21 protein-coding genes are annotated in these 20,858 nt (G+C 37.9%); 6 read left to right on the plus strand and 15 right to left on the minus strand.

Annotated features, from left to right (window positions below; translation table 11 throughout):
* Positions 1-72 precede the first annotated feature (72 nt).
* From CC204_RS10835 to CC204_RS10850, 4 genes are all read right to left on the minus strand, one after another.
* Complete coding sequence (locus CC204_RS10835) at positions 73-408, minus strand: winged helix-turn-helix transcriptional regulator (protein ID WP_088270139.1); 336 nt, start codon at positions 406-408, stop codon at positions 73-75.
* Positions 409-437: 29 nt separating this feature from the next.
* The gene (locus CC204_RS10840) at positions 438-947 is read right to left on the minus strand and encodes a YbhB/YbcL family Raf kinase inhibitor-like protein (RefSeq protein WP_088270140.1); all 510 of its coding nucleotides are present in this window, start codon (positions 945-947) and stop codon (positions 438-440) included.
* 231 nt (positions 948-1,178) lie between these two features.
* Positions 1,179-2,447, minus strand: coding sequence for a RidA family protein (locus CC204_RS10845; protein ID WP_088270141.1), 1,269 nt, complete (start codon positions 2,445-2,447; stop codon positions 1,179-1,181).
* A gap of 382 nt (positions 2,448-2,829) precedes the next feature.
* On the minus strand, positions 2,830-3,375 hold the full coding sequence (locus CC204_RS10850; protein WP_088270142.1) for a helix-turn-helix domain-containing protein: 546 nt from the start codon (positions 3,373-3,375) through the stop codon (positions 2,830-2,832).
* A gap of 350 nt (positions 3,376-3,725) precedes the next feature.
* Between CC204_RS10850 and licT the strand changes: the two genes are divergently transcribed.
* The 4 genes from licT (at position 3,726) to CC204_RS10870 (ending at position 9,302) form a co-directional block, all read left to right on the plus strand.
* Complete coding sequence (gene licT / locus CC204_RS10855) at positions 3,726-4,577, plus strand: BglG family transcription antiterminator LicT (protein ID WP_088270143.1); 852 nt, start codon at positions 3,726-3,728, stop codon at positions 4,575-4,577.
* Positions 4,578-4,711: 134 nt separating this feature from the next.
* On the plus strand, positions 4,712-6,610 hold the full coding sequence (locus CC204_RS10860; RefSeq protein WP_088270144.1) for a beta-glucoside-specific PTS transporter subunit IIABC: 1,899 nt from the start codon (positions 4,712-4,714) through the stop codon (positions 6,608-6,610).
* 101 nt (positions 6,611-6,711) lie between these two features.
* The gene (locus tag CC204_RS10865) at positions 6,712-8,139 is read left to right on the plus strand and encodes a glycoside hydrolase family 1 protein (RefSeq protein WP_088270145.1); all 1,428 of its coding nucleotides are present in this window, start codon (positions 6,712-6,714) and stop codon (positions 8,137-8,139) included.
* A gap of 170 nt (positions 8,140-8,309) precedes the next feature.
* Positions 8,310-9,302 (plus strand): linear amide C-N hydrolase, encoded by a 993-nt coding sequence (locus tag CC204_RS10870; protein WP_088270146.1) that lies wholly within the window; start codon positions 8,310-8,312, stop codon positions 9,300-9,302.
* A 79-nt stretch (positions 9,303-9,381) separates the two neighbouring features.
* Here CC204_RS10870 and CC204_RS10875 read toward each other — a convergent pair whose 3' ends face one another.
* Entirely contained in the window at positions 9,382-10,170 is a 789-nt protein-coding gene (locus CC204_RS10875) for a LysR family transcriptional regulator (protein ID WP_088270147.1), read from the minus strand.
* 115 nt (positions 10,171-10,285) lie between these two features.
* Here CC204_RS10875 and CC204_RS10880 point away from each other — a divergent pair, with 115 nt between their 5' ends.
* Entirely contained in the window at positions 10,286-10,801 is a 516-nt protein-coding gene (locus CC204_RS10880; protein ID WP_088270148.1) for a DUF4865 family protein, read from the plus strand.
* 90 nt (positions 10,802-10,891) lie between these two features.
* Here the strand turns inward: CC204_RS10880 and CC204_RS10885 are convergent, their stop codons facing one another.
* The 5 genes from CC204_RS10885 to CC204_RS10905 all read right to left on the minus strand — a co-directional run bounded on the left by CC204_RS10885 (position 10,892) and on the right by CC204_RS10905 (position 14,132).
* Positions 10,892-11,470, minus strand: coding sequence for a histidine phosphatase family protein (locus CC204_RS10885; protein ID WP_227011136.1), 579 nt, complete (start codon positions 11,468-11,470; stop codon positions 10,892-10,894).
* 79 nt (positions 11,471-11,549) lie between these two features.
* Positions 11,550-12,119, minus strand: a complete 570-nt coding sequence (locus CC204_RS10890; RefSeq protein ID WP_088270149.1) for a YdeI/OmpD-associated family protein — start codon at positions 12,117-12,119, stop codon at positions 11,550-11,552.
* Positions 12,106-13,062 (minus strand): helix-turn-helix transcriptional regulator, encoded by a 957-nt coding sequence (locus tag CC204_RS10895; RefSeq protein WP_088270150.1) that lies wholly within the window; start codon positions 13,060-13,062, stop codon positions 12,106-12,108. The genes CC204_RS10890 and CC204_RS10895 overlap by 14 nt, the downstream gene beginning before the upstream one ends.
* A gap of 83 nt (positions 13,063-13,145) precedes the next feature.
* On the minus strand, positions 13,146-13,643 hold the full coding sequence (locus CC204_RS10900) for a YehS family protein (protein ID WP_088270151.1): 498 nt from the start codon (positions 13,641-13,643) through the stop codon (positions 13,146-13,148).
* Positions 13,644-13,760: 117 nt separating this feature from the next.
* Complete coding sequence (locus tag CC204_RS10905) at positions 13,761-14,132, minus strand: VOC family protein (protein WP_088270152.1); 372 nt, start codon at positions 14,130-14,132, stop codon at positions 13,761-13,763.
* 162 nt (positions 14,133-14,294) lie between these two features.
* Here CC204_RS10905 and CC204_RS10910 point away from each other — a divergent pair, with 162 nt between their 5' ends.
* On the plus strand, positions 14,295-15,293 hold the full coding sequence (locus CC204_RS10910) for an IS30 family transposase (RefSeq protein ID WP_088270153.1): 999 nt from the start codon (positions 14,295-14,297) through the stop codon (positions 15,291-15,293).
* 58 nt (positions 15,294-15,351) lie between these two features.
* On the opposite strand, the gene CC204_RS10915 is transcribed toward CC204_RS10910, so the two are convergent.
* The 5 genes from CC204_RS10915 to ald all read right to left on the minus strand — a co-directional run bounded on the left by CC204_RS10915 (position 15,352) and on the right by ald (position 20,739).
* A complete protein-coding gene (locus tag CC204_RS10915; RefSeq protein ID WP_157894270.1) occupies positions 15,352-16,011 on the minus strand; it encodes a CPBP family intramembrane glutamic endopeptidase in 660 nt (219 codons plus the stop codon).
* 289 nt (positions 16,012-16,300) lie between these two features.
* Positions 16,301-16,759, minus strand: a complete 459-nt coding sequence (locus CC204_RS10920) for a GNAT family N-acetyltransferase (protein ID WP_088270155.1) — start codon at positions 16,757-16,759, stop codon at positions 16,301-16,303.
* A gap of 95 nt (positions 16,760-16,854) precedes the next feature.
* Positions 16,855-18,486: a peptide ABC transporter substrate-binding protein gene (locus CC204_RS10925; protein WP_088270156.1), complete on the minus strand. Its 1,632-nt coding sequence runs from the start codon at positions 18,484-18,486 to the stop codon at positions 16,855-16,857.
* Between the two features lie 31 nt (positions 18,487-18,517).
* Positions 18,518-19,594 (minus strand): M42 family metallopeptidase, encoded by a 1,077-nt coding sequence (locus CC204_RS10930; RefSeq protein ID WP_088270157.1) that lies wholly within the window; start codon positions 19,592-19,594, stop codon positions 18,518-18,520.
* A 32-nt stretch (positions 19,595-19,626) separates the two neighbouring features.
* Complete coding sequence (ald, locus tag CC204_RS10935) at positions 19,627-20,739, minus strand: alanine dehydrogenase (protein ID WP_088270158.1); 1,113 nt, start codon at positions 20,737-20,739, stop codon at positions 19,627-19,629.
* Between the last annotated feature and the right edge of the window lie 119 nt (positions 20,740-20,858).

Consider the following 20,858-nt stretch of genomic DNA (forward strand, 5'->3'; position numbering starts at 1 on the left):
CTCCGTCAGTACTTGAAATAGAAGGAATAGATACAACAAAAAAGGAGCCAGCCCATCGTCAGCCCCTTTTATTTACCTTTCACAGCCTTTATTTCCTGTAAGCGTTGATCCGATTTCCTGCAATATCGTCAAAGCTTTCAACAGTTCCATACCGAGTTCATCACTTAAGCTATACGTCACTTTTAGCGGATAACCTTGAAATTCAGTTTTAGCAACAAAGCCGCATTCAATCAATTCAGCTAATTGCTGCAGCAACATTTTTTCACTGACATTTTCAATGTCTCTATGCAGCTGTGACAAACTTGTCGGCCCTAAACGTAAACGCCAGAGAATGATCGTTTTCCATTTTCCTCGCAGCATATCTGTAACGACTTCGATCGGACAAATATAGTCTTCACGTATTTTCATCTTTATCTGCTCCTTCCACTAAAACAGAGCTAGTCAAGTTTTCTATATTTTCCTTCAAGTGTGGCACTTGCTAAAATATGCTCTTTGATTTTGTGATGCCATTCATTCAGCATAAAGCCATTTTCGATATCTAAAAGAGCATCTAATGCAAAGACAGTCAAGGTATAGACATGATCTTGATCAGGTGGAGTCATTCCGCCATACATTGATGTCAGCTTTTTCTCTTTTCCACCTATAAATTGACTATGCCAACTATTGACGCCTTGGACAAAATCTACTGCGTCAATACTCTCGTTTTCTTTGACTTCCTTTTTTGTCAGATTTGCGATCGTCCAGTGAATCCAAGGAAAACCATTTGTCACAGCAAAAGCATCTACATCGTATAAAATCGCCGCAAAAGAAACTGTATCTTCCGGTGCATCTTCAATTTTAAAGGGAATCGAGTAAGTTGGCATATCCCCCTGCTCCACACTTGGACTATTTCCTCCAAAAATATCTAAAAAGTAACCATCTTTAAGTCCTGTACTACTGATCTTCATATTCACACAACTCCTTTTGATTTACTACTTTTTCATTGTAGAGGATAATCAGTACTTTGTATATTACTTACTTTTTAGTAAGTATCTTATATTTCTCCTTTAATGATCCTCTGACTCAACATAAGATTTATTCCTTATAATAGTATAAACCCGTGAGCTTACTGTATAAAAGTCTTCACGGGTTTGTCTATATAAATTATTGTCACTATAGTGATCATCTTACTCTAAGGTTCAAACGATCGGTGGTGTTCCTTCCGCATTTCCAGCAATAGCATCGATCTGAATCAACGCACCTGTTGGCAACTCAGTTACACCGATCACTTTTCTTGCTGGAGTACCTTTTGGGAAGAAAGTTTTATACACTTCATTTACGGCATTCATATCTTCTAAATCTTTAACAAAAATATTCACTTTGACCATGTCCTCCAATGTATGATCCACACTTTCGATGATCGCTTTGATATTTTCTAAGCATTGTTTCGTTTGTTCTTTGATTCCACCTGCAACGAGAGCGTTGGTTTGTGGATCGATCGGTAATTGTGCGGATAAATGATTGTAATGTGAAAAGGCGACCGTTTGTGTTGAAAATGGACATTTTGGTGCTTGGTCAGTATTATTCGCTTCTACGATCAGTCCATGTCGGTCCTCAATTGCTTGTGGTGGAGTGCCATCGCCATGTGAAACGACGGCTTCGATTTGAACCTCAGCGCCCATCGGTAAGTCCTTCACAGCAATCACTGTTCGTGCTGGAACGTAGGCAACTGCCCGTGCAATTGCTGAATCTGGGAAAAAGGTTGTATAAACTTTATTGACTGCCTCGATCTTCGATAAATCTTTTAAATAGATGTTGATTTTCACAATATCATCAAATGGAACATCGATACTTTCTAAAATAGCTTTGATATTTTTCAGGCATTGACCCGTCTGTTTTTTCACACAGCCAGCAACGACTCTTCCAGTTGTTGGATCGATCGGCAGTTGAGCGGATAGATTATTATAATGAGAAAAGGAAACTGTTTGACTTGCTAACGGATCAATCGGTGCATTGGTCGTCTCATTTGTGAGCTTAATTAGATCACCCGCTTGCGGAGCATTTGGGATCGTCCCTTCACCGTTTGATACGAGCGCTTCGATTTGTACCAACGCACCTAGCGGCAAATCGTCTACTGCAACTATCGTTCTAGAAGGATGGTAACTCTTGAAAAATGATGTGTACACTTCGTCTACGGCATCAACATCTCGAATATGTTTAACAAAGATAGTGAGTTTAACAATATCATTCATCACGTGATCGATACTCTCAACAATCGACTGGATATTTTTAAAACATTGCTCCGCTTGCGCACGGATACCGCCCGCAACTAACTTGCCTGATTTTGGCTCGATCGGTAATTGCCCAGATAGATTGTTGTAATGTGAAAAAGCGACCGTTTGTGCTGCGAGTGGATTTTGCGGAGCATTCTCCGTATTTCTTGCTAGTACTGTGTTTTCATTACTCATAGTTCCATTCCTCTTTTCTTTTAGATGTATTCAAAAAAACAACTCACCTCAAAAATGTTAACGCTTCCATAACGATGCATTAGGAAGCTTTCTTACCAACATCTTATTCGGCTATTCCGCTTTTATGAAAATCATGACAATTTGATAAAAATTATATCACTTATTCCAGTCTACAATAATAGCGCTAACATTTCAATAAGGTATTCCTAAATTTATTGTTCTTTACCAGCTATATTATCGAAGAGGACTTCTTTCTAAAAGTAGAGTTCGATGAAAAAAAGAAACAAGTCTGCGGCATTTCAAAAAAATGAACAGTATAACAATCGTTTCATCCGCTCTGTTGGTTCACTTTCTATTTATATCCAGCAAAGCGTCTCAAAAGCTACTTTTTCAAAAGATGATTCAGTGTAATTTGCGCATACTCGCTTGACTTGAGGACGCGGCTTTCCCCATGATAGGTTTCTCTTAAACGATCTAAAAATCTTTCTGCTGCGGGCGTTACAATGATAAAGTCGATTTGAACGGTTGAAAGAATTGCTTCTAGTTCCTTAAATGTACTTGCACGCCACTCATATTGAGCGTATTTCTCAGCTAAATTTGCAAGAAAATCTCTTGTTCCGTAATCCTTGGCTTCATTTCCCCACGTATTATCTCCAGATGGTTTGTAGTTTTGAACCAATAATAATGCTTTTTTCATCTTTGCTTCCTCCACTTCATTTTTGATTGTCGTATGATTTAAAATCAATTGATCCAATGTAACTTTGAGTTCTTGGCTAAGTTGAACGAGGTATTCAATACTTGGCGTACTTTTATCCAGTTCCCATTTAGAAATAGTTTGCCTTGATACATGTAATCTTTTTGCTAAATCAGTTTGCGTCATGTGTTTCATTTTGCGGTAAGCTTGAATGTTTGCACCAATGTTCATCATGCTATTTCTCCTCTCTCACTAACCATAGCGTTTTTTTATCGTTTAGAAAAGGTAAATCTATTTTTTTGTGTCACTTTTTCGTTGCACGTTTTGATTTCGAAAAGCAATGATTCGTTGCATCCTTTTAAAATAAGCTTTTCCTACAAAATAAGTTTACTTAAATGCACAATGTACGAAACGTATTTTCTTTGAGCTATTCCTCAAACAAACCATTGACAGCGCTTTCTCGTTGTTGTATATTTGCATTGTAAAGTAGGATAGTGATTATTAAGTTAAGCTAAACCTAAACAATGCCCGTATCAGGCTTGTTTAGGTTTTTTCTATTTCATGGGAGTAAGGGGGATACTGCTTTGGAGATTTTAAAAATTTTAAATAACAATGTTGTCATTGTCACGAATGAAGAAAAAGAAGAAGTTATTTTAATGGGCAATGGACTAGGCTTTCAGATGAAAGCTGGCGCACAAGTGGATGACGCAAAAGTTGAAAAAGTGTTTAAATTAGAAAATCAAGTTGAACCAGAGCAGATCGAAAAAATATTTTCAGAGATTCCAGAAGAAATCATCAGTATCTCTTACGAAATTGTCTCCTACGCGACTCGGACCTTAGATAAGCAACTAAACGAAATTGCTTTTATCGCTATTGCTGATCATCTACATTCAGCGATCCAACGTGAAAAAAATAATATTCAGGTAAAAAATTTCTTGTTGTGGGACATTAAACGCTTTTTCCCTAATGAGCTAAAAATTGCCCGAAAAGCGATCCAGATCGTCAATCAGAAGTTATCGGTACATTTGCCAGACGATGAAGCCGGCTTTCTTGCATTACATATTACAAATGCGGGAATCGATAATAGTCACGAAGATGCTGTCAGTCTGACACAATTGATCGAAGAAATTTTAACTGTCATTAAATACACACTAAAAATCAATTTTGTCGAAAACGACATTTACTTCCAACGATTTATCACACATTTGAAATTTTTCTCTGAGCGGGTCTTGAAGAATAGTCCACTGGAAAAGGAAGAAAATCAGGTCGAAAACGAATTATTTTTATTAGTGACTAAGCAATATCCTGAAGCTTTTGAAGTAACAAAGAAAGTCGCAGACCTTCTTAAAACAAGACGCAATTATACCATTTCTAAAGATGAACAAGTCTATATTACGATTCACCTTGCACGAATCATTGAAAAGACCAAGGATTAAGAGATACTTCTCTTAAGATAAATACTTTAACGAAAAGGAGCATCGGAAATCTCCGTCCGTGGAAAGGACATGGATCGTGACATTCAGTTGGCGAGACCTCTAAATTAAACAAAAAAACATTTGGAGGAAAGAAAATGGGCAAATATGAAGAATTAGCAAAAAACATCGTAAAAGAAGTTGGCGGAAAAGAAAACGTCAATTCACTAACAAACTGTATCACTCGTTTGCGTTTCAAGTTAAAAGATGAAAGCAAAGCAAACACCGAAGTGTTGAAAAACATGGATGGTGTCGTTACTGTCATGCAGGCAGGTGGTCAATATCAAGTTGTTATTGGAAACCATGTGCCTGATGTACGGAAAGATGTTGATGCAGTCTTAGGTATTTTAGAACCTGTAGCTGATGAAGGACCTAAAGGCAATTTATTTGATCGATTCGTCGATATGATTTCTGGTATTTTTCAACCTATTCTTGCGCCTTTATCTGCAGCTGGTATGCTAAAAGGGGTCAATGCGATCCTTGCCTTTGCTTTAGGCTCTAGTTTTTCAGGAAGTTCAACCTATGCAGTATTTAATGCAATGGGTGATGGCTTATTCCTGTTCTTACCGATTTTTATTGGTTATACAGCAATGAAAAAATTTGGCGGTTCACCGTTCTTAGGAATGATGATCGCATCCAGTTTAGTTTATACAGGATTTATTGACGGTTCTGCCACTGCAACGTTTGCAGAAGCCGGCGGGCTGAATTTCTTCGGGATTCCTTTTTCGATCCCAGCTGCCGGATATGGTTCAACGGTAATGCCGATCATTGCTGCTACAGCCTTTAGTGCTTTTCTTGAAAAGCAATTACGGAAAATCATTCCGGATGTTGTTAAATTATTCTTGGTTCCATTTTTCACGGCACTGATTGCGATTCCGTTGACCTTTTTAGTAATTGGTCCGATCATGAATGTCGTCGCTGATGGTTTAGGAAATGGCTTATTAGCTGTTCAAGCGTTCAATCCGATCATTTTCGGTGCGATCGTCGGGTTTACTTGGCAGATTCTTGTAATGTTTGGAATGCACTGGGCGTTGATTCCGTTTGTGATCATTTCTTTATCTCAAGGAACACCAACCTCGCTATTGACTGGTTCAGGCAGTGTATCGTTTGCTCAAACTGGGGCAGTGCTTGCTGTTATGCTGAAAACGAAAAACTTACGCTTGAAAGAATTAGCTATTCCAGCCTTTATCTCAGGGATCTTTGGTGTAACTGAACCTGCGATTTACGGGATCACCTTACCGAAAAAGAAACCTTTTTGGGCTTCTTGTATCGTCGGTGGTGTGATCGGTGCAACAGCTATGGGCTTAGGTATTGAAGCCTATCAAATGGGCGGACTTGGTATCTTTAGATATACTGGAACGATCGCACCTGATGGAAATATGAAATACGCGATTTACAGCATGATCTTAGATGCCATTGCTTTAGCCGCTGGTTTTGGTTTAGCTTGGATCTTAGGATTCAAAGATGATGAGCCAACTGTTCAATTATCAAAAGAAGAAGCAAAATTAGCCGCAACTGGTCACAAAAAGAAGTTAGGTAAAGATGAAGTTTTTTCTCCATTAGAAGGAAACGTATTACCATTGAGTGAAGCAAGAGATGCTGCCTTTTCAGAAGGAATCATGGGTAAAGGCGTTGTGATCGAACCTACCCGTGGTGAAATCGTTGCACCATTTGACGGAACCATCATGACTCTGTTCCCAACAAAACATGCGATTGGTTTGATTTCAGACAATGGAACAGAAGTCTTGATCCACATTGGTATCGATACTGTTCAGCTTGAAGGCGAAGGTTTTGAATCGTTTGTGGAACAAAATGCTACTGTTAAAAAAGGGGATAAATTGGTTACATTTGATATTGAAGCTATCGAGGCAGCTGGTTACAGCACTCAAGTTCCGATCATCATTACCAACACACCTGATTATGCAGATGTGATCCCGACTTCTGAAACGGCTGTTAAACAAGGAGATATTCTCATTACAGCAGTCATTTCAAACTAATGGAGATTTAAATAAACTTGCGGGAAATGAATGAACTCATCCTCCCGCAAGTTTTCCATTTTCAACTAAAATAAATTTGACTAATGAAGGAGTAGAAATTCATGACTTTTCCAAAGAATTTTTTATGGGGCGGCGCTACTGCTGCTAATCAATGTGAAGGAGCCTGGGATGTAGATGGCAAAGGTGATTCCATCAACGATCACAATCGAGCAGGGAGCAGGACCGCAGGAACCCGCAGAACCTTTGATCTGACGATCGATACAGAGAACTATTATTATCCAAGCCATACAGGGATCGATTTTTACCATCATTATAAAGAAGATATCGCCTTATTCGCGGAGATGGGCTTTAAGGTTTACCGCTTATCGATTGCTTGGACACGAATTTTTCCAAATGGAGATGAGGAAACACCTAATGAAGCTGGACTACAATTTTATGATGATGTTTTCGATGAACTTGCAAAATATGGCATTGAGCCGCTTGTAACGATTTCTCATTTTGAGCTGCCGTTTCATTTGGGTAAAAAATATGATGGCTTTTTAGATAAACGCACGATCGGTTTTTATGAACGCTATGCCACGACTTTATTTGAGCGCTACAAAAACAAGGTAAAATACTGGCTGACCTTCAACGAAATTAATTTTGGTACAATGGAACATGGGTTACGGATCAGCGGTCTATTCAATCGTGAATATACGGAAACGGAACAATATCAAGCACTGCATAATGTCTTTCTTGCTTCTGCGAAAGCAGTAAGTGCAGGACATAAAATCAATCCAGATTTTCAAATTGGCTGTATGTTGGCTTATATCACGATGTATCCAAAAACCTGCCGCCCTGAAGATGTACTGAAAACACAACAAATCAACGATAAATTCAACTATTTCTGTGGTGATGTTCAAGTCAAAGGAAAATATCCTTATTTCATGAAGCGTTATTTTGAAAAAAATAACATTAATGTGGAAATCACTGAAGAAGATCAGCAGATCCTTCAGGCTGGAACGGTCGATTACTATACGTTTAGTTATTACATGACAACTTGTATCGCTGATGACTTAGACCAACGAGATGATAAATCTGGTGGTAATTTATTTGGCGGTGTCTCAAATGAATATCTGCCAAGCAGCGACTGGGGCTGGCAAATCGATCCAATCGGTCTGCGTTATACATTGAATCAGATTTATTCTCGTTATGAAGTGCCTTTGATGGTCGTAGAAAATGGTCTTGGTGCTTTTGATGAAGTGGCAGCAGATGGTTCGATCAGTGATGACTATCGAATCGATTACTTCAAACAACACATCATTGAGATGGATAAAGCGATCGAAGATGGCGTAGACTTGATCGGCTATACGCCATGGGGCTGTATCGATTTGATCAGTGCGGGGACTGGAGAAATGAGCAAGCGTTATGGATTTATTTACGTTGACCGTGATGACGAAGGAAATGGCACTTTGGCAAGAAGCCGTAAAAAGTCCTTCTATTGGTACAAACAAGTCATTGAATCGAACGGCGAAAACCTTTCTAATTAACGAAAAAATTGAATAACTAAAAAAAACTGTAAAATCATTTAGCCTTTCTAATAGATTTTACAGTTTTTAGTTTAATAAATGCTTAATACTATAGTCTTTTGTTTGTCTCTGTCATAAAAGTACGTTAAAATTTTAAAAAGAGAACATTTATAAAAGAGGGAGAGATTTCCATGTGTACAAGTATCACGATGACGACTGATGAGCAAGATGTTTTATTGGCTCGAACAATGGATTTTGGTGTAGTTTTAGAAGCAGAGCCAACCTTTATTCCTAGAAAAAAGTTTGTTTTTAATAATGATGACAGTGACAATCATAAAAATGACTATGCCTTCGTAGGGATGGCACGACAAGAAAATGATGCTTTCATTTTCGCCGATGGTTTAAATGAAAAAGGCTTGTCTTGTGCAACTCTTTATTTTTCAGGTTATGCCGACTACAATGATCAAGCACATGATAAAACATATCCCTTAGCCCCACATGATGTTGTTCCATTTTTACTTTCTTCTTGCGCAACGGTTCGTGAAGCCGCTGAAGTGATGGAAAATGCCCAAATAGAAAACATTTCATTAGACTTTCTTGAGACTGTTTTACCTCTTCATTGGGTCGTTACTGATGCCTCAGGTCAAAGCATCGTGATCGAATATATTGATGAAATCCTGCAAATCCATGATAATACAGTCGGCGTGATGACTAACAGCCCAGACTATCTATGGCATGTGACAAACCTTAGAAACTATATCGGTCTTTCAACGACTCAAAAAACAGAATTTCAATTGCAAAACATCATCATGAGACCTTTCGGCGAAGGCGCTGGTTCTTTCGGCCTTCCAGGTGATTTTACATCACCCTCACGTTTTATTCGGGCGGCCTTTCTGAAATCTTGTTTACAAGAGGTCGAATCAGAAGTAGACGCAGTAACCGCTGCATTCCATGTTCTTTCCAACGTGAGTGTTCCAAAAGGACTCGTACAAACAACAGATTCTTACGATTACACCCAGTATACATCGATCATGATGAATAGCTCGTTGAAATATTACTATAAAACGTACAATAACCAACGTATCCGCTGTATTGATTTAACCGCTGAAGACTTCGATGCGCCAAACGGAAAAATCTGGTCAAGTTCAGATACGGAAGATATTTTGTATCGCAACAAGAAATAAATCTAAAGAATAATCACTTATTTAGCTTAGAGAGGCAGCCGAAACTAAAACTAGTTTCGACTCCCTCTCTTTTTATCTGCTATAAGAGTTTAAATTTTTTATTTATTGGATTTTTTTTTCCAGCATAGACATAAATCGTCCCTTGATTCGGCACTTGATTCGGCAATTCTTGTAACTTTTCATTTGCAGTTACTAACTGTTTCGGTAAAATTGCTGCTGCTTTATTTGTTTCAAGCATAGTTAACATAATATCCAATGTATCTAACTCGATAATAGAGATTTCCAGTTGCTTTTCTTCATTCAAAATATCCAGAGTCGCTTTCCTGTATGGACAATCCTTATCTCTACTAATAAGAATTTTATTTTTGAAAAGCTCTGTGTTATTTCCTTTTGCCTGAGTCCAAACGATTTTTTCTTCTATCCTCTGAGTTTCCTTTAGCTGTTGATCCTTGATCTTTTTATTTACGATCATAAAATCAATCGTCCCCGCTTTTATTCCTTGTATCAACTCAGTAATTGATTTGATACAGATCTCGACTGTTTCATCAAAAATGTAGCGTTGCAGATGATTTTTAGTGATTGATTGCGTACTGCCAATACGTATTTGTGTTTCCTCTATCTGAAATGCTTCCTCCAACTCCGAAACAGTTGCTAAAATTTGTGCTGCATACGTTAAAAACTGCTCTCCTTCTTTTGTCAAAGTCATTCCTCTATTTGTTCTATGAAACAATTTTTTTCCAAGCTGATTTTCCAAACGAGCTATTTTTTTACTAACTGTTGATTGAACATAATTCAATTTTTCTGCTGCTTTGATTGTTGATCGTAGCTGAGCAACTTCGTAAAAAATTTTGAGATCATTGGTTTCCATTTTATTCCTACTTCCTTCTATTCCAATTAGGAATAATCATGATGCTATTTTTCCATTATACACATTAGCCACTTGTTTGTATAATAAGTTCAAAGAAGAAAGGACGTGCAAATTTATGCATGCAATGCAGTATAAAATTACCTTACCAAATGATTATGATATGGCTATCATTAGACAAAGAGTCAGTAAAAATGGAAGTAAAACTGATCATTTCCCGGACTTATTCCTAAAGGCCTATTTAATCATCGATACTCCTTTGAAAAAAGAATATGCTCCTTTGTATTTTTGGAAGGAGCATGCCGGCATGAATCAGTTTATTTTTGAGGGCTTTTACGATAATATTCTAGCTTCATTTGGCTGGCAGCAAATCGCTATTGGCGTTCCACTTCATTTGGAGCTATCAGAAAATTTCACTCAAGCAAGCTATGTTCTCGAAATTGAGCACTGTATTCAGGCAACTGAACAGATGACCGCTCCAGTATTTTCTCTACAACCTGAACTCTCTTTAGGTAAAGCTCTTATTTATAATCCTGATAAATGGGCATATGCAGAATTTTATTTCTTTGAGCAAATACCAAAAGAACTTGTAGAGACCGGTACGGTTTATGAGCTACTTCACTTATCTCAATAAATATACTGACAGGCGTTACAGCCTAGTCATTTAGCTAAATGCCAAGCAGAAGCAACCCTTCTTTCGCCAAACGCATAAAGCCCAAAATAATTATAAATTTGAAAAATCATGATTGATGATTTCAAGTAAACGAAACGCATCATCTTCAAATTCAAATTTCAAAATACAGCAATTACTTAACCGCTCCTTTTGATCAATACTGCTAGTATGAGCCCACGCACGCATAAATTGTCGGCAGGCAGCACCATGGGACACAGCTAAAACGATTTCTCCAGAATTTTTCATTAGAGAAAACACGGTCTCAGCAATACGGTCTCTAAACTCCGCTTCTTTTTCTCCACCATATGCTGCAAAAAAATCCCCATATGGTAAGGATGGATTTAAGCTTTCACTCTCAGATTCAAACGCGCCAAAGTTCCATTCTTTCAAACCCTTGATTCGCTGATAAGCCATACTGGTGACTTGTTCTAATGTGTCACTCGCTCGTTCCGAGGTTGATGCATAAGCATTATCGAACACAATTCCCTGCTGACGAAAGTATTCACCAGCAATTTGAGCTTGACGAATACCTTTTTCTGTTAAAGGTGAATCACACCAACCCTGAATTTTTTTCTTTTGATTAAAGAGAGTCTCTCCATGTCTCATTAGATATAGCGTTTGTGTTGTCATCTTCTTTGCTCCTTCACGTTTCAGTTTCTTTTATCATAAACGCTGGAGTGAACTCTAAGTCAAGTATCAATTCAAAAAATCATTCTAATAAACGGCCATCGTCATGCCAAGCACCATACATTTTATTCTCTCTCGTATGTTCAATCAATTTTGCTAATCGCTTCTCAAAGATTTCCGGCTGTACTTCTTTGTAGCCTTGAATCGTATCGATTCGAATCCGACGATACAATTCTGGAAATGCCAGAAAATTTTGATAGCCGATCGCTTCTTCCTTTAAACGTCTTTCAATTTCTTCATCTATCTTGAAAGAAGCTGTCCGCATATCTGGTAAAATTTTTCTACCGTGTTCGGTCATCTTTCCCAAGCGTTCTAATCGGCGAACCCGCTCTTTATTTAACTCTGTCCATGAGCTTTTAGACCCTCTTGGCGATAATCGTTGAGCTGTTTGAGTCTCTGATGCTTTCTTTTTGATTCCATCGATCCAGCCAAAACATAGTGCTTCTTCAACTGCATCCAGATATTGGATTTTACCTGGTTCAGGTTTAACACTGACGATCACCCAACAATATTTTTGAGTGTTACTATTTTCTTGTAGCCAGTCTCTCAACTCTTGTCTGGTCGTTACTGGTAGTAGATTATCGATCTCCATCTATTATTTCCTCCATACTTTGATCGCTGTATGTCTGTGCTAGTTTAGCAATTTCTTGTTGGTGCAACGTACGTAATTCTACTGGTGCAATGACCTTCACGCCATGACCAAACATCAACAAAAATGGTAAAATCGTTTTTTGTTGATTCGCGTATAGATTGACTTCGATGTGTGTCTCCAATACTTGAATTTCAGCTTCTGTGTAATAATCATATAATTTCCCTAAATCTTTTTTGGGAAACTGTAATCGAATAGCACTGCCAGGGTGTTCGATTTGCTTCTTCCTTGAAGAATCGACAGGGGTGAATGTCCTTGTTTGAACATCTAATTGACGAATTCGGGTGATTTTAAAATACCTGAATGCTTCTCGTTTTTCACAGTGAGAATACACATACCAACTGCCATTATTGAGTATCACTTCGTAAGGATGAATCACTCGTTCAGTATGCTCCCCTTGATTGTCGATATAATCGATCAATAACTTTTGATGCTTCTTTAAGGCAAGATTGATTTGATTGATTTTGTACATTGTTTCTAATTCAATTTCCGGTCGATGCATCGTTGGTGATTCAAAAGAAAAATGTTGATTGACTGGCTCCCCAATGTTTGTCGATTTTTGAAGCAGTTCGATTTTTTCTTTGATCGTATTTCGCTGATCGGAAATGCCAAACAAACCTTCTTTGACATCCAGTGCTTCGAGAATCGTTTGTTTTTCTTCCCCACTATAGGTATAGGTGCGCAGCTTAAAGGACTCCATCAGTGAAAAGCCGCCATTGCGTCCTGAATGAGAAACAATAGGAAAACCAGCTAGCTCAATTGTTTCAATATCTCTGAAAATCGTCCGTTTGGTTACCGCAAATCGTTCCACTAATTGGGCAGTTGAAATGCGGTCATTTTCCAACAGTAATACAATGGTCGCTAAAATTCGCTCGATCTTTTTCATTGTGTCCTCCGTCCTGCATTCAGTACTTGTAGAAAAAAGGATAAAACCAGTTGTTGCTTACTAGTTCTATCCTTCGTAGTTTATTATAGATCACGATACTTGATGGCTAATCCTTTTAAGAAGTTTCGCGCATAACGGTCTTTACATTCTTTGTAGTTTCTATGACCTTCTTTTCTAAGAATCGCGCTTAATTCACTATCTGAAGCGTAAACTCCTGCCAATCGCAAAACATCCAGCATATCATCACTGGTCAGTGCCAAAGCGATTTTGACTTTTTTCAACATCACATTATTCACATTACGCTGACTCGTGATCAAAAAGGTCGGCTTAGGTGCAGCCCCGTTTTTAACTGGCGGGTTGCCTCGTTTGAACGTGATCAATCCATTCAAGAACGCTTCCAGTGTTCGATCATCACAAACAGCATCTCGTGGTAGCTCGTCTTCTTCTTTTTGCTTCGTTAGTAATACTCGTAACTCATCTCTTGTCACATCCAGCTCACCTAATTTAAAAATTTTGATCATGTCGGTGTCTTTGATATCCAGTGCATAGCGTAAACGAATCAGTATGTCGTTATTATTCATTTTTCCCCTCCAGAAACTGTTTCTTCGTCTCTTTAGTATAAAGGTTTCTTTTGGAGAATGCATTAATTTGTTTTAGGTTTTAACGGGATTCTCTTACTACTTGATAATTTGCTAGCGTTATCCATGATAAACAGCTTCGATATTGTACCCGTCTGGGTCAATAATAAAGGCTGCATAATAACCAGCTCCGTAGTCCGGTCTGTCCCCTGGTTTACCATTATCTGTTCCTCCCGCTTCTAAAGCGACCTCATAAAATTTATTAACTTCTTCCTTCGAAGCAGCGCTAAAAGCAATATGAAAAAAGCGCGGTTCTCCTTCTGACAGCCAAAAACTTCCCCCTGGATCTCCATTAGTAATGTCCTTTTCACCAAAGCTTACTGACTTACCAAAATCCAATTTTATTTCGTTGCCTAAAGTGGCTAATACTTCTTTGTAAAATTGTTTACTCTTTTCGATATCGCTTACATTTAATGCAATATGATCGATCATTTTTTCCACTTCCTTTTCTTTCTATTTCTTATAACCAATATAAAAACATACGTTCTTTTTGTCAACTAGAATGTATAATTTAAGTGTAACACTGAAAATTGAGGGCGAAAAAGCCTGTTATAATAGTGTTGACGAATTCTATCAACTAGGAGGTATTCAGCTATGACTTCATACACACACCTTACTATACGTGAACGAGAAATGATCTTTCTCTATCATGGTTTTGGATTCACTATTCGTAGAATTGGACGCTTAATCAAAAGAAGTCCGTCAACTGTTATGAGGGAGCTTAAAAGGAACACTACAAAGTTTAGAACATACTCACCTTCTCTAGCCCAAAAATCGTATCATAAGAACAAACAGAAATGCGGGAGAAAGAGAATCTTAAATCAATCACCTTATAAAGAAACCATTTGCAAACTACTTTTTGAAGACCAATGGTCTCCAGAACAGATAGCGAATAGAATTAACTTAGAGAGCAATGAATCGATTGTCAGTTACCCTACTATTTATCGCTCTATTTATGAGGGTCTATTTGATGAAGGATTTCCTGTAGGTAGTCCTGGTGCACGCAAAATGTTAAGACGAAAAGGAAGAAAATCAGTGAATAAAAGAATTGGTGATCGCCGTGGAAGATTTACGGATGTGAAAACGATTCATGAGCGCCCAACAAAAGCTGAGGCTAGAGAAGAACTTGGGCACTGGGAAGCTGATACTGTATTAGGACACCGAGGAAAATCATGTCTTGTCACACTCGTTGATCGGAAATCTCGATTTTTACTAGCTGGCAGAATTCCTAAAAATGATTCAATCTGTGTAAGGGATATGATTGTAAAATTAATGTCTCCTCTAGAGAAAAAGCAACGTAGAACTATTACACCAGACAGGGGACCAGAATTTGCAAAATACAAGTACTTCAGTAGAGTATGTGGCATTGATTGTTATTTTGCAGATCCTTGGTCTCCATGGCAGCGTGGTACAAATGAAAATACAAATGGATTAATACGAGAATATTTACCAAAACGTACAGATATGACACCTATTACAGAAGAATATATTGAATCTGTCATTTATAAATTAAATAATCGACCTAGAAAATGTTTGGATTGGAAAACGCCTTTTGAGATTTTTTATAATAAGTCAATAACTTTAATTCCATAATGCTAGCTCAGTAAAACATATTTAAGGTCGATGTCTAAGATATACCTTTTATGAATAGCTAGCTAAATACTATACCGAGGTAGTCTAAGATTGCATGGATTAAAACAGGGACCATGAGATTACCACTCTTTTTGAAAACTATTGAAAAAAATGCGGAAGCGAGTATCCCTTGTCCAAAAACGTTACTCAATGCTTGATTAATGAAATAAGATATACTTTCAGCGTGCATAATTGTAGGTAAAATTGCATGGCCTATTCCAAAAATTGCGCCACTAATAAACACGCTTACCCAAAAACTATACTCGTGATCAATTTTATTAAATAAGTATCCTCTAAAGATAAACTCTTCTGAAAAAGCTACGAATATTAGATAATAAAAAGAAGTATACCAACCTGACATTGTAAAATCTTGATTATATATAAACAACGTTAAATAAACAGCACTCAAAATAATAATAATAGCCGTTTTTTTATTAGTTATTCCAAATTTTTTTAGTGGCCACTTTTTAAAAAATATAGGTACCATCAAGAGAAAAACAAAGAAGAAGTTTCCCATAAAATCTATCAAAAATCGGAAAACTATATTGTTTTCTAATATATCCTTATTATTTATTAGCAAATTATGGTGGAACATATATTTATACAGAAGAGATGAAAAATATAGATTGATTAGTGTAAACAAGATAGGCACGCTAATATTTCTTAATTTAATTGACATTTTTCTTCCTCGTTTCTTCATTTCTATTATTTCTAATACGTCTATTTTATCAGAGTATTTGACTCAAAAGACAAAATTCTTAAAATTAATAACTAGGCGAAATACTAACGCATAAAAAATGTTGCACTTAATTTGACAATCTGAGAACCGTTTTTTCTGAATATTCTTGCTGAAATCAAAAAAAAACAGCTCGAATAATGTCCGTTGTCAGGACTCGATCTGTTTTATTTTCTTTCAATACATGATTATTTTAGTGTCGTCTCACAGTACTTTTTGTTAGTTACTATTGTTACTTTATCTTTCTAACCATCGTAATGTCTGTTTCCAAATACCCCATCTTTTTATATAAGTGGTAGGCAGATTCGTTATGTGCAAAGACGTGTAAGCCAATCTCTTGAAGTCCATGTTCACGCGCCCATTCATCAATCGTGCTCAAAGCTCGCTTACCATAACCTTGGCCACGATACTTCTCGTCGATCATAAAATCATAAATAAATCCTTTTTGATCAGTGACCTTTATCCAGATGATCCCGATCTCTTCTGTTGATTCAGAAATGAATAGAGAGAAGAGATAATTGTCTTTTGTCTCTGGGCCGTCGGGCAACAAGTCCGTAAAACTTTTTTCAGCTAAACCTAAAGCTTCTGATTCGGACCAAGTACCCGCTTTGATTTTGTCTTTTGCATATTCGGAAATGGCTAAGGCTACATAGTCCTTAAACGTCTCTTGACGCATTTTTTCTAATTTCATGATTTGCTCCTTTTTGATTGAGATCATTTTCCTAATAAAAACAGACCGAAAAAAGACATTTGTCATATTCCTCGGTCAGTTTCTTTATTGTGAGCTTATTTCAATGACACATTTTTATAGTAAGGAGCACCAATTGCACGGTACACTAATCCTTCTACTCGTTCATTGACTAAGAAAGCCTCTGATGCTTGATATAATGGTGTTACTGGTGAATTTTCCATCAATACTTTTTGCGCATCTAATAATGTATCCCAGCGTTTTTCGTTCTCTGTTGCGTAAGTTGTCGCTGATTCTTGTAATAATTTGTCAAATTCTTCGTTGCTGAATTTGCCGTAGTTTTGTTCGCCGCCGGTTCTGAATAATTGTAAAAAGTCATACGGATCAGCATATGTTGCTGCCCAACCTGCTAGTACAACATCAAAATCGCCCTTGCTCATTTGGTCTAAACGGTTTTTAAACGGTACACTTGAGATCGTTACTTTCAAACCGCTTAAGTTTTCAGTCAATAGACCTTGAACATATTCAGATAATTTTTTCGCTGAATCTGTATCTGACGTCAATAATGTGATCGATGCTGAGTCAATGCCCAACTCTTTCTTAGCATCTTCCCAAAGCTTCTTGCCGCCTTCGATATCTGTCTTCATCAACGCGCCTGCTTCTTCAGCAAAATCTTTGCCTGTTTCTTGGTTTGCGATCCCCTTAGGAACAAATGCTTCGATTGCCATTGAACCATCTTTTAAGATGTTTTTCGCGATTTGATCGGAATTGATCAAGTTTGTGATGGCATTTCTAGCGTTTTTATTCGCAAAGATCTCATTTTCAGTATTGTATTGTAAATATGAAGTCGATGGATAAATACGTGTCACTAATTCTGGATTGTCTTTTTCTTGATCTACGTATTCGCCTTTGATTGGTGCGATATCTGTTTCGCCCGCTTTGAATAAGTTCACGTTTGTACCGATTTCTTTACTTACTTGAACGTTGACTTCATCTAATTTGACTTTGTCTGCTTCACGGTATTTATCGTTTTTGATGTAGTTCCATGTGATGCTTGTGCCGTCCCAATCTGCTAATGTGAATGGTCCGTTATAGATCATATTGTCGCTGTTTGTTCCATAGTCTTTTCCTTTTTCTTCCACAAATTTTTCATTTAATGGATAAAAAGTTGGTTTAGCTAAAAGAGAAGATAAAAACGGAATTGGATACTCTAGATTGATTTCTAAAGTGTAATCATCTAATGCTTTGACGCCTAGTTCTGACGCAGGTTTTTCTCCTTTAGAAATAGCTGTATAGTTTTCAAATCCATCGAATAAATACGCATATTCTGAACCTGTTTTTGGTTCTACTGTACGTTTCCATGAATAAACGAAGTCATTTGCTGTGACAGGATCACCGTTACTCCATTTTGCATCTTCACGTAACTTGATGGTATACGTTTTTCCGTCATTTGTTGGTTCTACGACTTCTTTAGCGATTGCTGGTGCTGATGTACTATCATCCGCAAATTCGTATAACCCTTCCATTACTTGACTGATTGCAGAAAAACTTACAACATCTGTCGCTTGCGAAATATCCATTGTTGGTAATTCAGCGCTTTCCAACACTTTCAAGACTTGTTTTTTGTCATCTGCCGCGTCATCTTTTTTATTTCCTGAACCACAAGCTGCTAATGCCAAAACTAATGCACTGGCTGCTACTGTTGTCAGTGCCCACTTTTTCATGTTCATAATTCTTTTCCTCCTAATTTTGATTTTGTGATCAAAAGCTGTCGATCATTGCTTGGTCTAAGTCATTGACGATTGCAACTGCCAACTGATACGCTGCTTGATAATCCTGATAGGCAACATAGCCATAGTGCGTATGTGCATAACGGACAGGTACACCGATCACGATTGCCGGCACTCCTTTATTCGTTAAATTGATGATCGCACCATTCGTTCCGCCACCTTTTCGGACAGAACTCTGCATAGGTAATCCATACTTTTCAGCCGTTTCTTTGGCAAAGCGTTGGAAACGCGGATTCGTTATCATAGAGACATCAAAGTTTCTAAGCATTGGTCCCCGTTTTAGTCCTGATTGAATCATATACTCTTCTGAAAATGTGTCGTCTGCTGGACAGCCTTCAAAAACGATCGCCAAATCTGGTTTGACATTATTCATAGCAACCGTTGCTCCGCGTTCACCGACCTCTTCTTGGGCAGTCATCGTTCCAATCAAATTAAAGGGAGTCTCTTTTTTAGAAAGCTCTTGTAGTGTCTCCAACAAACAAGCACAGCCGATGCGGCAATCAAATGCTTTTCCGATCATCACATCTGTCTCTTCCAAATACTCAAATGCAACATCAGGAATCACTGGATCGCCGATCGCAATATTTAGCTTTTCTGTGACTTCTTCCGCACTGATACAGCCGACATCAATAACCATATCATCAATGGTTTGTGTCTCTTTGCGTTCTGCATCCGTCATAAAATGCGGTGGTTTACTAGCGATGATTCCAGGGATTTCCTTACCATCCGCTGTTTTAATACGCACGCGGTGAGCAGGGATCGTATTTGGTACCCAGCCACCTAGTGGTAGAAAACGTAATGTGCCATTGGGTTTGATAGCTTGAACGATAAAGCCGACCTCATCACTATGTGCATCAAATAAGATTGTTGGTCTATCCGCTTTATGTTCCCCGACCTTCATGTACACATTACGGATATGATCTTCTTCCACCTGCGCAAAAGGTGCTGAAAATTCTTTTGCAATCGCTACAACATCATCTTCAAAACCTGATACACCGGACGCATTGGATAATTTCTCAATTAAATGTAAAGATTCTTGTTTCGTCACGTCCACAACTCTCCTCTCGACTTTTTGATTTATTATAAAACAGATTCCACCGAAGTGTAAGTTAAATCTAAATCTGCAGCAACTGCTGGATTTGTCAAAGCACCATTTAATGTGTTGACCCCCGCTAAAAGAGCAGGATTTTGCTCAACTGCTTGTGCAAAGCCTTTATTGGCTAGTTCTAAAACATACTGCAGAGTTGCATTTGCTAAAGCAAATGTTGCTGTTTGCGGAACAGCTCCCGGCATGTTTGCGACAGCATAGTGGATCACACCATGTTTGGTATAGGTTGGATGCTCGTGCGTTGTTACTTCATCGATCGTTTCAAAAATTCCGCCTTGATCGATCGCAATATCGATGATCACGGAATGTTCCGGCATAGATTTGACCATTTCTTCTGTTACTAAAACAGGAGCTTTGTGTCCTGGAAGCAATACTGCACCGATCACAAGATCCGCTTCTTTCACTGCTTCTTGAATATTAAAATGATTTGAAACAAGAGTCTTCACAGAACCAGAGAATTGATTGTCTATTTCCTGCAGTCTCTTGATATTCACATCTAGAATCGTAACATCTGCACCTAAGCCTAATGCGATTTTCGCCGCATTACAGCCAGAAATCCCACCACCGATGATCGTTACCTTCCCTTTTTTAACACCTGGTACGCCGCCAAGTAAAATACCTTTTCCTTCCGGCACTTTTTCTAAAAATTGAGCACCGATTTGTGCCGCTAACCGCCCAGCAATTTCGCTCATTGGTGCTAATAGCGGTAATTCTCCGTTCGCCAACTGAACACTTTCATAGGCAATCGTTTTCACTTTACGTTTCATTAATTCCTCGGTCAATGGTTTATTCGCTGCTAAATGAAGATAAGTAAATAACGTTAGGTCTTCTCTTAAATAAGGATACTCTTCTTTTAATGGTTCTTTTACTTTTAACACTAATTCCTGAGCCCAAGCTTCTTCTGCGGTCTTAACGATCGTCGCACCTACAGCTTCATATTCTTCATCATGGATCGATGCACCTAGCCCAGCATTCGTTTCAACAAAGACATTATGACCCTGTTTCACTAAATCTAAAACACCTGCCGCCGGTAATGCTACCCGATTTTCACCATTTTTTATTTCTTTCGGTATACCAATGTTCATCGCTCAAGCTCCTCTCATTTACTTCTTGATACTTTTTAGTCTACTTAATGATTATAATTTAATGAAAGTTTATCTGCAATACGTAGAAAAAAAGATTTATTTTCTCTTTAAATTTCCAT

It is taken from the genome of Enterococcus wangshanyuanii, from assembly GCF_002197645.1.
GTDB classification, from domain to species: Bacteria; Bacillota; Bacilli; order Lactobacillales; family Enterococcaceae; genus Enterococcus_L; species Enterococcus_L wangshanyuanii.